Source organism: Acidicapsa acidisoli (assembly GCF_025685625.1).
GTDB lineage: Bacteria > Acidobacteriota > Terriglobia > Terriglobales > Acidobacteriaceae > Acidicapsa > Acidicapsa acidisoli.
The window spans coordinates 290,193-303,535 of the sequence record NZ_JAGSYI010000005.1; the positions used below are offsets into that span (position 1 = coordinate 290,193).

17 protein-coding genes and 1 tRNA gene are annotated in these 13,343 nt (G+C 56.1%); 4 read left to right on the top strand and 14 right to left on the bottom strand.

What is annotated here, in order from left to right:
• The first annotated feature begins 46 nt into the window (after positions 1-46).
• A complete protein-coding gene (locus tag OHL23_RS26330) occupies positions 47-907 on the top strand; it encodes an RNA polymerase sigma factor (protein ID WP_263355027.1) in 861 nt (286 codons plus the stop codon).
• A 148-nt stretch (positions 908-1,055) separates the two neighbouring features.
• On the opposite strand, the gene OHL23_RS26335 is transcribed toward OHL23_RS26330, so the two are convergent.
• The 10 genes from OHL23_RS26335 to OHL23_RS26380 form a co-directional block, all read right to left on the bottom strand.
• On the bottom strand, positions 1,056-1,364 hold the full coding sequence (locus OHL23_RS26335; protein WP_263355064.1) for an SDR family NAD(P)-dependent oxidoreductase: 309 nt from the start codon (positions 1,362-1,364) through the stop codon (positions 1,056-1,058).
• A gap of 49 nt (positions 1,365-1,413) precedes the next feature.
• Entirely contained in the window at positions 1,414-1,809 is a 396-nt protein-coding gene (locus OHL23_RS26340; protein WP_263355028.1) for a DJ-1/PfpI family protein, read from the bottom strand.
• Positions 1,806-2,591: a helix-turn-helix domain-containing protein gene (locus OHL23_RS26345; RefSeq protein WP_263355029.1), complete on the bottom strand. Its 786-nt coding sequence runs from the start codon at positions 2,589-2,591 to the stop codon at positions 1,806-1,808. Before OHL23_RS26345 ends, OHL23_RS26340 begins: the two co-directional genes overlap by 4 nt.
• Before the next feature lie 74 nt (positions 2,592-2,665).
• Positions 2,666-3,214, bottom strand: a complete 549-nt coding sequence (locus tag OHL23_RS26350; RefSeq protein ID WP_263355030.1) for a carboxymuconolactone decarboxylase family protein — start codon at positions 3,212-3,214, stop codon at positions 2,666-2,668.
• A gap of 512 nt (positions 3,215-3,726) precedes the next feature.
• A complete protein-coding gene (locus OHL23_RS26355; RefSeq protein ID WP_263355031.1) occupies positions 3,727-4,248 on the bottom strand; it encodes a GNAT family N-acetyltransferase in 522 nt (173 codons plus the stop codon).
• An 84-nt stretch (positions 4,249-4,332) separates the two neighbouring features.
• Positions 4,333-4,998, bottom strand: coding sequence for an alpha/beta fold hydrolase (locus tag OHL23_RS26360; protein ID WP_263355032.1), 666 nt, complete (start codon positions 4,996-4,998; stop codon positions 4,333-4,335).
• A complete protein-coding gene (locus OHL23_RS26365; protein ID WP_263355033.1) occupies positions 4,979-5,482 on the bottom strand; it encodes an epoxide hydrolase family protein in 504 nt (167 codons plus the stop codon). The genes OHL23_RS26360 and OHL23_RS26365 overlap by 20 nt, the downstream gene beginning before the upstream one ends.
• Positions 5,483-5,545: 63 nt before the next feature.
• Entirely contained in the window at positions 5,546-6,079 is a 534-nt protein-coding gene (locus OHL23_RS26370) for a nuclear transport factor 2 family protein (RefSeq protein WP_263355034.1), read from the bottom strand.
• A 57-nt stretch (positions 6,080-6,136) separates the two neighbouring features.
• Entirely contained in the window at positions 6,137-6,760 is a 624-nt protein-coding gene (locus OHL23_RS26375) for an NADPH-dependent F420 reductase (protein WP_263355035.1), read from the bottom strand.
• 61 nt (positions 6,761-6,821) lie between these two features.
• Positions 6,822-7,781, bottom strand: coding sequence for an alpha/beta hydrolase (locus OHL23_RS26380; protein WP_263355036.1), 960 nt, complete (start codon positions 7,779-7,781; stop codon positions 6,822-6,824).
• A gap of 114 nt (positions 7,782-7,895) precedes the next feature.
• On the opposite strand from OHL23_RS26380, the gene OHL23_RS26385 reads away from it, so the two are divergent.
• The gene (locus OHL23_RS26385) at positions 7,896-8,594 is read left to right on the top strand and encodes a TetR/AcrR family transcriptional regulator (RefSeq protein WP_263355037.1); all 699 of its coding nucleotides are present in this window, start codon (positions 7,896-7,898) and stop codon (positions 8,592-8,594) included.
• Here the strand turns inward: OHL23_RS26385 and OHL23_RS26390 are convergent.
• A complete protein-coding gene (locus OHL23_RS26390) occupies positions 8,583-8,936 on the bottom strand; it encodes a helix-turn-helix domain-containing protein (protein ID WP_263355038.1) in 354 nt (117 codons plus the stop codon). The genes OHL23_RS26385 and OHL23_RS26390 overlap by 12 nt on opposite strands.
• 380 nt (positions 8,937-9,316) lie before the next feature.
• Here OHL23_RS26390 and OHL23_RS26395 point away from each other — a divergent pair, with 380 nt between their 5' ends.
• Together OHL23_RS26395 and OHL23_RS26400 are read left to right on the top strand one after the other, a co-directional pair.
• Positions 9,317-9,856, top strand: a complete 540-nt coding sequence (locus tag OHL23_RS26395) for a VOC family protein (protein ID WP_263355039.1) — start codon at positions 9,317-9,319, stop codon at positions 9,854-9,856.
• Between the two features lie 91 nt (positions 9,857-9,947).
• On the top strand, positions 9,948-10,409 hold the full coding sequence (locus tag OHL23_RS26400; protein WP_263355040.1) for a DUF1772 domain-containing protein: 462 nt from the start codon (positions 9,948-9,950) through the stop codon (positions 10,407-10,409).
• A gap of 30 nt (positions 10,410-10,439) precedes the next feature.
• On the opposite strand, the gene OHL23_RS26405 is transcribed toward OHL23_RS26400, so the two are convergent.
• The 3 genes from OHL23_RS26405 to OHL23_RS26415 all read right to left on the bottom strand — a co-directional run bounded on the left by OHL23_RS26405 (position 10,440) and on the right by OHL23_RS26415 (position 11,981).
• Positions 10,440-10,799 (bottom strand): hypothetical protein, encoded by a 360-nt coding sequence (locus OHL23_RS26405; protein ID WP_263355041.1) that lies wholly within the window; start codon positions 10,797-10,799, stop codon positions 10,440-10,442.
• 56 nt (positions 10,800-10,855) lie between these two features.
• Positions 10,856-10,932: transfer RNA gene (locus OHL23_RS26410), tRNA-Asp, on the bottom strand.
• A 158-nt stretch (positions 10,933-11,090) separates the two neighbouring features.
• Positions 11,091-11,981 carry a sensor histidine kinase gene (locus OHL23_RS26415; protein WP_263355042.1) on the bottom strand — a complete coding sequence of 297 codons (891 nt, stop codon included), beginning with the start codon at positions 11,979-11,981 and terminating at the stop codon, positions 11,091-11,093.
• Positions 11,982-13,343: the final 1,362 nt, after the last annotated feature.

The window sequence follows — 13,343 nt, forward strand, 5'->3', positions numbered from 1 at the left end:
ACGACACCTGATCACCGATAACGCGCGCGTTGAGTTCGAAAGGCTGGTGGGCGACGTCCGCCCAAAGCTCCATCGCTATTGCGCGCGCATGGCGGGCACTGCCGTGGATGGAGAGGATATTGTCCAGGACGCGCTGATGAAGGCTCTTGTCACGTTGCCGAAGACGGGCATCCTCGACAACCCCGAAGGCTGGCTGTTCCGCATCGCCCATAACACCGCGCTCGATTTCCTGCGCCGCCGCGCCCGCAGTCCAATAATGCTGGATGACGAGGCCCTTGACATGATTGCCGCTCCGGGTTGCTCCGACCAGGACCACGAGATTACCGCGACCAGTCTGCGCACCTTCATGCAGCTTCCGACGCTCCAGCGAAGCGCGGTCATTTTGAAGGATGTGCTTGGCCACTCACTGGAAGAGGTTGCTTCGATTACTGGAGCGAGCGAGGCCGCGGCGAAATCCGCCCTGCAGCGAGGGCGCACCCGCTTGCGCGAGATTGCCAGGGAGCCCGCAGATATATCGCTTCCAATTCTGTCGGATGCGATGCGTGCCCGGCTGATTCGCTATGTAGAGGGCTTCAAGACCGGCGACTTCGACGCGGTCCGAGCGATGCTGGCAGATGACGTGAAGCTCGACCTTGTCGCGACGCTACGCAAGCAAGGAAAGCGCGAAGGCGGGGAATATTATTCTGCCTATGCAGCCGCCAAACGGTGGGCCTACGCGGCGGGCATCGTAGATGGCAGGACTGCCATGATCGTTTACGACCGCGAGGTCTCGCTCGATAGGCCTGCGTATTTTGTTGCAATAGATTTCGATGGCGATCGCGTGGTTTCAGTCCATGACTTCCTGTATGCGCGATATGCGATGGACGGCATCGACTTGTTCCTGCTCTATCCCGAGCTCCGATCCTAGTAAGGTTCCGCATGAGGCATGCGGCGATTCAGAGGATTCGTAAGATTTCGTTTTGCGTCTGTGATTCGCCTTGGACTGCTGCAAAGACGGTCGAATAGACAATAGAGTTGCTGAGCAGCTTTCAGCAATTTAGTAAGCCCAATCTCAGTTATCGCATTTCGGCAAACCGTTCAGTGCCGAAGTAGTTCGTATCGAAGAGGCCGCGGATTTGCTCATCGCTTGCTTCCTCTGTAACCGCGAACAGGCTCGCGCCGGCATTGTTGACAAGGATATCCAGTCGGCCGACGTGCGCGTATGCCTGATGAACTGCCTGCTGCACCTGCGCAGAGTCGGTGACGTCGAGGGCAAGGGGCCGCACCGCGTCGCCAAAGCTTCCCGCGAGATCGGCTACGTCTGCCAGTTTGCGGGCGGTCGCTGTAACCCGATCACCGCGCTTAAGAGCAGCCTCAGCCCAGATGCGGCCGAACCCTCAAGTGCCGTGCAGACAAGTGTGTCGTCACCTGTCTTCACACGAGCCCGCCGGCGGCGCCACATAGCAGAACCCCGGTACAGACAGAAAAGACAAGCTTTTCCTTCCGTTCATGCTCGCGGATGAGAGCAGGCACTTCTTGATCGCGCATCAGCGCTTGCTGCCTATAACCGCCGGGCACCACCAGAACATCGAAGAGCTCTGCTTCTGCTATCCTCGCGTCCGGCGAAAGTCGAAATCCCTGCACGTCACGGACCGGCGCAATCTCTTTGCCAATGATTAGGATCGATGTATCCGGCATGCGTGAGAGAACTTCAAACGGCCCTGTTAGGTCCATCTGATCCATTTGCTCGTAGATCAGGCAGCCCACAGAGAGCCGTTGTGTTGTGATCTTTGGCTTCGATCTCTCGCTTACAAACAGAGGAACGCTCATAGTGCTCTCTCCTCAACACCTGTCGGGAACATGCACTCCACGCGCAGTTCCTGGGCCGTGATGCACTGTGGCGTGCCGACCGTCGTGATCAGCGAGAAATAAGAGAAGCGCTCATCTCCTCGCCGGAAGGTGATGGGCAGTACGGGACTCTGAGGCACCAACGGGGTCTTCAGTCCTGCAGCTCCTGGGTACTGACGCAGCCGCTTCAGCAGCTCTTGGAGTTTCGCGTCCAGTACCTGACCCACTGCCTCCCGCCGGACCCGTTGTAGCAGGCCGCCCGCTACCTTCTCCCACTCCTCAACGAAAGGCCGCATCCCCGCCGGATCGAACATTAGGTCGAGAAGATTGCGCGGCTTTGGTCTTTTCTCCAGATCCACAAATGATCCGAAGAATCGCGGCGCGGCTTCATTGGTCCGAATCACATTCCAGTACCGATCGAGCACCAGCGCCGGATGCGGCTCGTGCTGTAGCAGCATCCGGTCGATGGCCCGCGTCACGATCGCCATCTGATCGGCATCGATGGGTTGCTCGCTGAACTGAGGAGCGAATCCCGACGCGAGCAGGAGAACATTCCTTTCGCGGAGAGGAATGTTCAATGCATCCGACACGATGGAAAGGAAATCACGGCTGGGACTGCTCCGCCCGCTCTCCACAAAGCTCAGGTGGCGCTGCGAGATGCCGGTGTCGAGCGAGAGATCGAGCTGGCTTTTGCCACGCTCCTGTCTCCAATATCGCAGCAACTCGCCGAGCTGAGGAACTGGGGATATAGATTGCGTTGCCATTTCGATCTCCTCCTGTCAGACATGGACTCCGACGAAGCATGAGCCGCGGATTCGACGGCTTGCATTCTGCACCTTTAGCCACGCCATGCGTGCTGCCGGAAGGCATCGTCCAACGGCGGATTCGCGATGGTCCCGGTGTAGTTGGTGATCGTCGAGGCCGCCACTGTGGCGATAACCTCGAGGACCTGTTCCTTCGTGAAGCCGGCAGTGTTGAACGAATCAAGTTCCGGCTCGGTCAGGTGGCCGCGTTTTTCAATGAGCGCCTTCGCCAGTGCTGAAAGCGCCGCAAATCGCTTGTCCGTGGGTAAGCGCCGCTCACGAATTGCGGTTGTCTCTTCAGAACTGATTCCCTGTTGGAGAGCCAAGGCGGTGTGGAACGCCACTGCATACGTGCTGGAGTTCGTGACTGCGTCTGTCAGCAGAACGATCTGATTCTCCGCCTCGGTGAGGCCTGGGCTATGCACCTGCCCAAACAGGCCAACGAGGGAGTTGATAAGTTTCGGTGAATTCGCAATAGCGCCGACGATGTTGGGTACGACACCGAAAGCCTTCCTGAGCTGTTCGAGCGCCGACTTCGAACCCGCGGGCGCAGAAGCGATCGTTTGAACTGGATAGTTCGGCATGTGATTCTCCTTTGTGATCCGCAGCCTTACAGGAAATCCTGTTCGACTACTTCCCTAATATCGGACGGATCAAGGATCGCAGCAATTACCTCGCAGGTAATCGTTTGATGCGAATCCACCCATTGAGGGCTTCGCAGAAACGTTCCTGCATTTCTCGCCTTGGCGAGAGGTGAAAGGCAAACCAGCGACTCCATGGAGCGAACTGCATGGGATTGGCAGTGGCATCAATGAGCCCGTCTCGGCGAGCATCAATCCCAAAGCAGGGAGTCTGGAAATGCGCTAAGACCTGAATTCGTCAATCGAGATTAGGGCGGGCCAGGAGGCCAACACAAGCTGACATCACGGTCCCAATCTCGGGCCCACACCGAGACACGAGCCATTGCAGGAAGGAATCTTCTCTTACGTCTGGTTGGACAGTTGGCCGTCTCGATGCCCTGTGTCGCTCAAAATGAAGGACTCCTGAGCTTTCTCAGACGCAGCGAGCCTCCTCCGCCTAGGGCGTTGCGCGGGCTTCAGAGGGGCATCTGCATGAAGACGTTGGCGCGGGCGTAGGGATTGGGCGGGAGGGAAGCGGGCGGCACGTGGCGGAAGCCGACGGACTCGTAGAGATGAACGGCGTCCGCGAGGCGGGTGTTGCTGCCGAGGAAGAGCGACGTGGCTCCGAGGAGGCGGGCCTGGGCGATGGCGTGGAGGAGGAGGCGACGGCCAAGGCCACGACCGCGGAGTTGCGGCGTGACGGCCATCTTCGAGAGCTCATAGACTCCCTGGTCGAGGGGAATGAGAGCGACGCAGCCGACCGGAAGACTATCTGCGTAGACCATGAAAATCGATCCGCCTTTGTGTAGGATCGTGGTTTCTGGGTCGCCGAGGGTTTCGATGTCGGGGGCTTCGAGGCTGAAGTAACGCGCGATCCATTCTTCGTTAAGGGTGCGGAAGGCGATCGCGTCGTCGCCGGGCAGCAGGGCGCGAATCTCGATTGTTGGGGCGGAGGTCGGCGAGACCGTGGATGCTGTAAGAGCGTTGCTGACGGACATAGGAGGTTCCCTTCCTGAACTACAGTTTGCCAATCAAGGTGTTGTGACGTCCAATATCTTGTTCCTTTAGAGGCCCGTTGGCTTTTACTGTCGCAGTGGTCTGAAGAAGGCACGGATGTCCGCTGCCAGGAGATCCGGTCGTTCGGCAGCTGCGAAGTGCCCGCCCTTTGGCATCTCTGTCCAGCGCTGCACGTTGTAGCCACGTTCAACCCATTCTTGCGGCGGGAATACGATCTCTTTCGGAAAATGTGCTATAGCACATGGAACATGAACAAAATCGTCGGCGGCGAAGCGGAGCGGGGCCTTTCTGCCCGCGTGATACATAAGAAAAGAGGAAAAAATGGTCTGCGTCATCCAGTAGAGCGTGACGTTTGCGAGCAGCTCATCGCGTGTAAAGCTGCGGTAAACATTCCCTTCGCAATCGGACCATTCGCGGAATTTCTCTACAATCCACGCAGCCAAGCCAGCGGGCGAGTCGTTGAGCGCGTAGGCCGGGGTATCCGGGCGCGTTCCCTGGAGATGCGCGTATGCCCCGTTTTCGTCGAACCAGCTTGCAGCGCTCGCCAAGAAGCGCTCCTCGGTTGCAGTTAGGGTTGCACCATCTGGCAAGTGAGGCCGATAAGATCCGGGGATGTAATTGAGATGGACACCAATGATTCGGTGGCTGTAGCGCAGACCCAATGCCGTGCTCACGCCGGCTCCGAGGTCTCCACCCTGTACAGCAAACCGCTCATACCCGAGAGCGCTCATTCAATTCCGCCCAGATCTCCGCGACCCGAAAAAAGTTCATCCCGGGCTGTGCGGGCTTGTCGGAGTATCCGAAACCGGGAAGCGATGGGATGACGACGTCGAACGCATCAGCCGCATCGTGACCGTAAGCCGCGGGATCCGTCAGAAGCGGCAGAATCTTGAGCATCTCCAGAAACGATCCGGGCCAACCGTGCGTGAGAATCAACGGTAACTGGGATGGACCTTTCCCTTTCTCATGGATGAAATGGATGTGCCCTTCCCTAGCCTGGTAACGATTGTGATTGAGAGTTGCAACACGGTCCAGTTGCGATTTCCAGTTAAATGTATTCATCCAGTAGCCGCATAAATCCTGGAGGAACCCACGATCCACGCCCGTAGACGAGTCGGCGCCAGAAACAATCTCCGGCCATCGTGTTTGCCTCAGGCGATGGCGCAGATCATCCACTGCGGGTTGCGAGAAGGGCGGGAGGAATGGCCTGATCATATGAAAATCGTCAATTGGCTTCGGTGCCGTCATCGGCTGTAAAGATGATCGTACGGGGTCTGTTCATGGCATGTGTGGATTTGACGAATAGGTTATTGCGGCTATCCTCCAGCCATCGGTTCCTTTAACCAACACCCAAGTCTCGCTCCCACGATTTTGTTCCTTTCCGTTTACTAGGAATACGAAGTCAAAGTATACCGACGCAATCGTCCCGTCGCTGTTCTCCTCGAGATGTGTGTGAGTCGGATTGAAGCTGGCCTTTGAGGTCGAGACCACCTTCGCGAAATCTCTGTAGCTTCCAACACGAATCTTCACCGCATCCGGCGATTTTGCTTTAGCACGAGCATAAGCTTCATCGGAAAGCACGTTGAGCCACATACTTCCTTGAGGAATGAATAAACTGGCCAGTCGAGATCCATCGTGGGTAAGAACGGCTTCGTGGTAGGCGTCGATCACATGCTGAACGTCAACAGTGTCCGACGCGGTGCTGGCAGGGGTAGCCTCGTTGCTCTCAGCAGGTGGGGGGCTTTGAGCAAAGCTTGCAGTGGCGGTGAGAATCGTGAGAGTAAAGACGACGCTGCTGATGAAACGCTTCATGTGATATCTCCGGGAAAGCGAAGGTATAAAGGTCATATTTGGATGTAAGAGCAGGAATCACCGAAGCCGACGGACGAAGTGGAGATCGAGCCCGGATAGTGGAGCGCCGACCTCATGCATTGCACCACCTGTTGCGAGAGACCCGAGATCAATCGCGGCTAATCCGGTGCTGTTGACCAACTCGATCACTAGCTGTTTGGCTTCGGCGTCGTCGCCGGATGTAAAGATGACGGTACGGGGCTTGTTCGGCGAGAAGTCCTGTATCCAGATCATCGGGATGTTGCTGATCGATTTCACAAGCCGTGCGCCAACTGCCATCTCGACGACTATTTCGCTAGAGGTGCGCCCCTTCAATGCCGCTCTTGATCTGGTCACGCCAGCCAGACTGATATCTGGAGGGTCCAGATGTGCGTTCGTAGCATCGATCAGGATGCGGCCTCGCCAATCAATGCCCTTGAGAGCGTCAGCTACTCTGATCCAATGAGTGGCAAGAATGACGACGTCGCACTCGGCTGCCTGCTGCTTCGTGCCGGCGATGGCGCCTGGACCGAGATCAGCGACAAAATCAGCCAGTGTCTCCGGCCCTCTGGAATTGGATACAACGATGGTGTGACCAGCGTTGATCAAGTGACGACCGAAAGTACCCGTTACTCTACCAGCACCTATAAACCCTACTTTCATGACGAATCTCCTTTTTCGGTTGGAATCGCGAATGAGTTCGCCTTTCAATTGATTGCTGCGATCAGCCGAGTTTCACCAGATTCAGGCGATCAACCAGAAACCGGCCGATCTGATCGAGTGCCTGCTTGGAGGCGGCCAGCGAACCGATGCCGGAGAGAAAGCCGTGCGGCATGCCTTCCCACACGTCAACGCGAGCATCCACCCCGGCCGCAACAGCCCGTTCAACGTAACGGAGCGAGTCATCGAGCAGCACCTCATCGTCGCCGACATGGACGCGGATCGGCGGTAGCCCGGCGAGTTTGCCGTACAGCGGAGAGGCCAATGGATCAGCCGGGTCATGACCGCCCAGATAGGAGCGTACAAGCTCGGCTGCCTGCGAACGGAGGAAGTAAGGATCGGCGGAGGCGCGAGTTTCCCAGCTCGCTCCAGTCAGCGACAGATCAGTTACGGGCGAGAGCACGACTGCTCCTACGGGCGCCACTGCGCCTGAGGGGCTGTTGGCCGAGAGATAAACAAGAAGGCCAAGGGCGAGATTGCCCCCGGCCGAGTCGCCCATGACGGCGATCTTCGAATAGCCGCGTTCGACAAGACCAAAGTACGTTGCGCGGACATCTTCTGAAGCTGCCGGAAAGGGATGCTCGGGGGCGAGCCGATAGTCCGGCACGAATGCTGCCACACCAGTGCGAGCAGCCATATGGCCAACGAGATGCCGGAAGGCCTGCGCCGAACCCCAGTTGAACCAACCGCCATGGATGTGCAGGATGGCGTCGCCGGACTTAGGATCTTCCGGTCGGCACCACCAGCCAGAGAGGCCTCCCACGGTTCCAGCCTCGTAGGTAACGCCAGCTGGCGCGGCCACCCGCTCCATGATGGCGTCGAAGGGGACGCGAGCGGCCGTTCCTTGCAGGCGCCCTTTGTTGGGTTCAACGATGGCGCGCATGGCGGTCATCGCAGTTTTATCTTCCGCACTGATCCGATGGGTGGTTGACCAGATGCGGTTCTCTTGAATTGTCGTGTTCATGGGCATTTCCCCTGCGCGATCCGCTTTCCACAAATCGCACTTATATTTACTAGACGTAAAGAAAACAAATGAGATGCAACTTTATTTTTCTTGCCGTTCAGGTAATATAAAGGCGTGCCCGGATCAGCCCATAAATCTGTGCGTCTCGGCAGGCCGCGCGGCGAGGCGGCGGTGTCCCACGCAGCGATCATGGATGCCGTCTATGAGTTGCTGCAGGAGAAGCCTGCACGCGAGCTCACGATGGAAGCGGTCGCGAAGCGCGCAAATGTAGGTAAGCCGACCTTATATAAATGGTGGCCATCCAAAGCCGCGCTCATCATGGCCATGTTCCATGAGAGGCTTGACCAACCTTTGGAGATCCCGGCCACGGTAACGGCAGAAGGGGCAATTCGCGCAAGGATGCGAAGGCTTATTAAGGTGGTTAACGGCCTCTTTGGAAAAGTGGTCGGCGACCTTATCGCGGAAGGTCAAAGCGATCCCGATATCCTGCGGGAATTCTACGAGCGGCACGTCAGTCTGCGGAGAGCGTCCGTTGTTGCGGAAATTGAGCGAGGCAAGGCAACAGGTGAGTTCTCCACTGATACGGATGCCGAGCTACTGGTCGATGCAATTTTCGCGCCTGTGTATTACCGGCTCCTGCTTCGGTTCGCGCCTTTAACGGAGAAGTATGGCAATGACCTGATTGATCAGGTCCTGCTCGGAGTGCGGATGAAACAAAAGCTCTCTTCTCCCAAAGGTCGTCTTGGGTTGCGCAGGAAATCTCGTAGTGCTATGGCCGAAACCCCGAGTACGTCGATGCGGTCACGATTGTGAGGATCGAAACTCCAGCGGGGAGACGCCAGCTTCACGACGGAATGTATTTCTGAAATGTTTGGCGTCCAGGTACCCGACGCGGATACCGATTTCCAACACACTCATGCTTGACCGCTTCAGCAGATCTTTCGCCCGCTCGATGCGGCGCATGATCACGTGTTTATGCGGACTGAAACCCACAGAGTTCTTAAACAGACGCGCAAAGTAAAAGGTGCTCATCGATGCTGTTTCAGCGAGATCAGAGAGATGAGTTTGCTGATCTAAATGAGCTTCGATGTAGTCGAAAACCTGCTTTAATCGCGCCGGGGCAATGCGCCCACCGACTCCATACAGGCCGGGCAAGCGAAACGACCGATTCAATCGCTTGGTGTCGAAGATGCCACGGAAATATGCGATCGACTCGTGGGATTCGACAAGCCATCTTCACGGGTCGTCGGCGTCTGCGCCGTTCAGACTGATTTCGTTCCCGGCAATTGAAAGATTACGCAAGAATCCCCCCGGCGAAGACAAGTTCTCTCCCTCATTTCCCTTTAGCGGATGAATCTAGTCCTCTGTAAGTCAAAACGTCTGACCCTGCGATCGAATACGAGCCGTATCAGAGCGAGTGAATCGCGCCTAACGATTACCTGCGAGGTAATTGCTGCACCTTACGATCCGTCCGATATTAAGCCAGTAGCCGTGCAGAATTGCTTGCCACGCTACAAGAACAGGAGAACACGATAGTGGCACAAACTTTGAATGCTTCGCACACCACCTTGAACGGCGTTGAGGAATTGTTGGCCAAGGAGGCTTCCACGGAGAAGCAAGGTGTCCGACAGGACACCGGTATCGGCCACATTGGATTACGCGCCACAAACCTGGCAGCGTCCGTGGAATTCTACAAAGACGTTTTTGGCATGGAGATCGCGGGCGGGAGCGCGCCCGACCATCCACTCGGAGCGACTGCCTTTTTGAGCAGCCGTCCCGATGTGCAATCGCACGAAATAGCCTTGTTCGCCAACCCTGTTTTCGCCCATATCGCCTTCAAGGTCTCTTCACTTGCCAAGCTCCAATCTTTGCACGCGCGCGTTGTGGAGAAGAAGATCCCGATCAAGTTTGTCTTCAACCACCACGAGTCCTTCGCCTTCTATTTCGACGACCCTGACGGCAACATGATCGAAGTCTACTGGCCCACCGGAAATCTGAGTCGGAGACAGCCTTACGTGGAACCCCTCGATCTGTCGCAGCCGGACGAGGTGCTGCTTGAGAAGATAACGGCGTAAGATTGACGGATTTCTGTCGGAACTGGCCGTACAAACCGAGCATTGAATAACGGCTGAGAATGCTCCCAACAAAAACAGAGGTACCTGAACCATGGAAAATTCATTTGTACTGATCGTTCTATTGTTAGCCTCGCTCGCAACCGGCGGATTGATCGTGAACTGGATTGGACTGGGATGTGCGATGTCCCGGCTTTCAGCCTCTTCCTACGTTGAATTCCATCAGCATACGAATTGTACTTTTGATCCTTACATGCCGATCGTGGTCATCGGCGCTTTGGCAGGAGGCGTAGCCCTCGCTGTGATCTATGGTGTCCATTCTATTTCCGGACGACTTGCCGCTGCAGGTGCTGTCTGCTACGCGCTCGTAATCATCATCGGCGTCCCTACATGTGTCCGCATCAACCATCAAATCGCATCCTGGTCTATTCAGAACCCTCCGTCCCATTGGGCCCAAACGCGTGTGCGATGGATTCGGTTTCATGTGATCCGCACTCTTTTCTCAGTTCCGGCGTTTGCTCTTTACGCAGCAACCATGATTTGGCGAGCTACTTAAAGTTTGCCCTCAACTTAACTCGGAGTAACTTCACGTGCCTTGATTCAGTTCTGCACTGCCCATCCACAGCAGTTTCGTAACGTCTTCTTCGAGCCGGAGAACCGCAACGGCGTCCGCGATGGACAATACATCAACGACATTGGCACGCCTTTGTTCCAAGGTTTCGTACAGCTCTTTGTCGATGTTGCCAAGGGTGAAGGATTGCCAAGTAGCGAGGACATAGTGGTAGCCCACACCTGGTGGTACGCGATCTTCGGGCCTCGCCACGCTCATGGTCATCCAAGGGGTTGTGCCTGACTTGCCTGACCAGACTCTCGTGGTCGAGCAAACGATCGCCACGCTTTGGGCGGGCGTCCGGGCTGTTCCGCGATTGCCCAAGAGCGCAATCACTATGCGATCCGGCCGATCCAGTGCCTCAAAGCACTAACAGCTTCTGTTTGAAATGCTGGCGGGAGCGACGGGACTCGAACCCGCGGCCTCCTGCGTGACAGGCAGGCGTTCTAATCAGCTGAACCACGCCCCCGCATAAAACCCCAAATTCCCCACCCTTCCTTCTCGTGCCCTAGACTTCCCGAAAGGGTCCGAGAAGTTGCCGTGACAGCGAAAAGGAAGGTCGTAACTTACAGAAAACAAGCGTCACGGATGGCTCCTTTTGGCGCTGTAAGATACGATCGGGAACCATTATCGAACCCATATCAAACCCGCGACCTCTGCCCTGTAAACCTCTGCCCGCCTCCGCAAAAATCGATCCCGCCTAAGATCGACTCTCGAGTTCTCGACTCTGTGCAGAGCCTTGAACGTTTGAGGCTGACGGTGGCCGCAAGGGGAACGAGATGCGGAAGGCCGTTCCCTCCTGCCGACCTGCGTGCTAGTCCGACTTCTGATCCTGCCCCCATGGCGCTCAACAATCGTTTTGGTAATAGCCAGCCCGAGCCCCGTCCCCCCGCTCTTTTTGGTACTGAAGAACGGTTCGAACATCCTGGGCCGGACTGCAGCGGGAATTCCGTGCCCGTTATCGGCAAAAAGGACATGCGCTTCTCCATCAGTGCGGCGAGCGCGAATCTGCAGAGTGCCTTGACGGGCCAGCGCCTCCACGGCGTTGGAAATCAGATTTGAAAACACCTGGAGCATTGCTCCCGGATTGCCCTCCACAATGACACCGCTGGGCAGCTTCTTCAGCAGCCGAATCTCCTTGGCGGCAATCTTCTTATGGTGGATGCGGAGAGCTGCTTCAGCCAGTGGCGCAATCCGGACCGGTTCCACCGTCTCCTTGGAGTGGTAGAAGCTCAGCGTCTGACGCGATATCGAGGTCAGTAAATAGATCTGCTCCTCGATGAGGCCAGAGTAGTTCCGCACTTGAGCGCCATCATCTGAATTGGTTTGAAGAAGATAGTTCAAGTTAGAAATGGCTTCGAGAGGGCCATTGACCTCATGCATCGTGGCCGCGGCGAATTCGCCTGCCAAAGCGAAGGCTTGGCTCTCGCGCAAAGCTTCTTCCAACTGCTGGACTCTGTCGATCTTGGCAACAGGCTCATCCATGACGCAGTTCCAGTCGGCTGGAGAGGATGCCATTGCTAAGGCATCTCGGTGGAGGGAAGTTCCTCCTCGGGCCAGTGGTGAGTCTTTACCGACATTGCGGAACGAACCGTGTAAGCAGCCGCAATGTACGGTATTCAAATGCTTGGATTCCATTGAGTTCAAATAAGATGCCACGTCGCTGGTTGCGGGCGGTGTCTGCTGGTCGCATAGGACATCGGATATGTTCGCTACCCGACTTGAAAAAACGCTCCGGTGAATACTAAAATTTGCAGTTCAGGAGAAGGATTATGGCTTGTCTACCGACAATCCTTTGCCTGGGCGAGGACCGGGATTTGCTCGGGACCCGAGCGATGTTGCTCGAGAGACTGGGTGCCGAAGTGAAACGGGCAACGAGCATTGCCGAGGCTTTGGAACAAGTGGCCAGCGAGAACTTCGATCTGATTGTTCTCTGCCACAGCTTGAAACAGTGTGACTCTGTTGCTATTTGTAATGCGATCCGCGACCGAAACCCGCCGCCACTTATTCTTAAGATCACTAAATCTTTCGGTTTCGAAGAAGAGCTAGCACAACTCTTCTGCGACGCAATAGTTGATGCCCACCCCGCCACGTTAACGGACTGTGCTAGAGAACTCCTTTTCAGAAGATCAGTATCGTTTTCGCGTTCCGAATCACGGTTCGACGATTCGAGATCCAGCACTGCGCATCACTGAAGCTCAGGCTTTCCAAGAAGTGCAAGGCCAACCGCGTCCTTCGGCGCCTCTGCTCAGCCGGTCTTCTTGCCCGCAAGGCAGACTGTAATTCCAGAAAAGAACAACCAACAATGAATGCCGGCGCACATTGCGTGCAAAGCAAATTCCGTTCGAGTCGTCGCGGTGGCGATGGTAATGTTAGACCTGAGGTTAAAGGGTGTCCTGCGAAGAAAAGGCTCGGTTGGCTATGGAATACGACACGGCCACTTCGAGATTTTCTGAAGCGGTCAGGGAACTACGCCGAAAGATGGGAACATCGCCAATGGACGAATACGATCGCCTGGAACGAGCGAGTAACGAGGCTAGAATGAGATCCGAACAGGCGCGATTGTCACTTGAGCAACCTGTGGCGGCCCATCGTTGCTAAGAACAAAGTCTGGGGATTATGAATCGCGCATCCGCCGCTGTAAGGAACGATCCGGCACCCTTATCGAACCCGCGACCTCTGCGCTTCTGATCTCTGCCGCAAATTCTGAATTTGGCTTCAATGAGCGAATCAACCGCATGTTCGCGACAGTTGATGCCCGGAAGGGCTGCTGTCCGCTGAACATAAGCTTGTTACGCAATCCGAATGACAACGGAATGCCGTCCCTTCTTCACCTTCCAAACGAGACTCCACGGACAGCGAAAAGGAAGATTCTAACTT

Excerpts from the sequence above, each read along its gene's own strand:
- OHL23_RS26370 (WP_263355034.1), bottom strand. The coding sequence starts at position 6,079 with ATGAAGCGTTTCATCAGCAGCGTCGTCTTTACTCTCACGATTCTCACC.
- OHL23_RS26375 (WP_263355035.1), bottom strand. The coding sequence starts at position 6,760 with ATGAAAGTAGGGTTTATAGGTGCTGGTAGAGTAACGGGTACTTTCGGT.
- OHL23_RS26415 (WP_263355042.1), bottom strand. The coding sequence starts at position 11,981 with ATGGCATCCTCTCCAGCCGACTGGAACTGCGTCATGGATGAGCCTGTT.
- OHL23_RS26350 (WP_263355030.1), bottom strand. The coding sequence starts at position 3,214 with ATGCCGAACTATCCAGTTCAAACGATCGCTTCTGCGCCCGCGGGTTCG.
- OHL23_RS26340 (WP_263355028.1), bottom strand. The coding sequence starts at position 1,809 with ATGAGCGTTCCTCTGTTTGTAAGCGAGAGATCGAAGCCAAAGATCACA.
- OHL23_RS26400 (WP_263355040.1), top strand. The coding sequence starts at position 9,948 with ATGGAAAATTCATTTGTACTGATCGTTCTATTGTTAGCCTCGCTCGCA.
- OHL23_RS26380 (WP_263355036.1), bottom strand. The coding sequence starts at position 7,781 with ATGAACACGACAATTCAAGAGAACCGCATCTGGTCAACCACCCATCGG.
- OHL23_RS26360 (WP_263355032.1), bottom strand. The coding sequence starts at position 4,998 with ATGAGCGCTCTCGGGTATGAGCGGTTTGCTGTACAGGGTGGAGACCTC.
- OHL23_RS26345 (WP_263355029.1), bottom strand. The coding sequence starts at position 2,591 with ATGGCAACGCAATCTATATCCCCAGTTCCTCAGCTCGGCGAGTTGCTG.
- OHL23_RS26355 (WP_263355031.1), bottom strand. The coding sequence starts at position 4,248 with ATGTCCGTCAGCAACGCTCTTACAGCATCCACGGTCTCGCCGACCTCC.
- OHL23_RS26365 (WP_263355033.1), bottom strand. The coding sequence starts at position 5,482 with ATGATCAGGCCATTCCTCCCGCCCTTCTCGCAACCCGCAGTGGATGAT.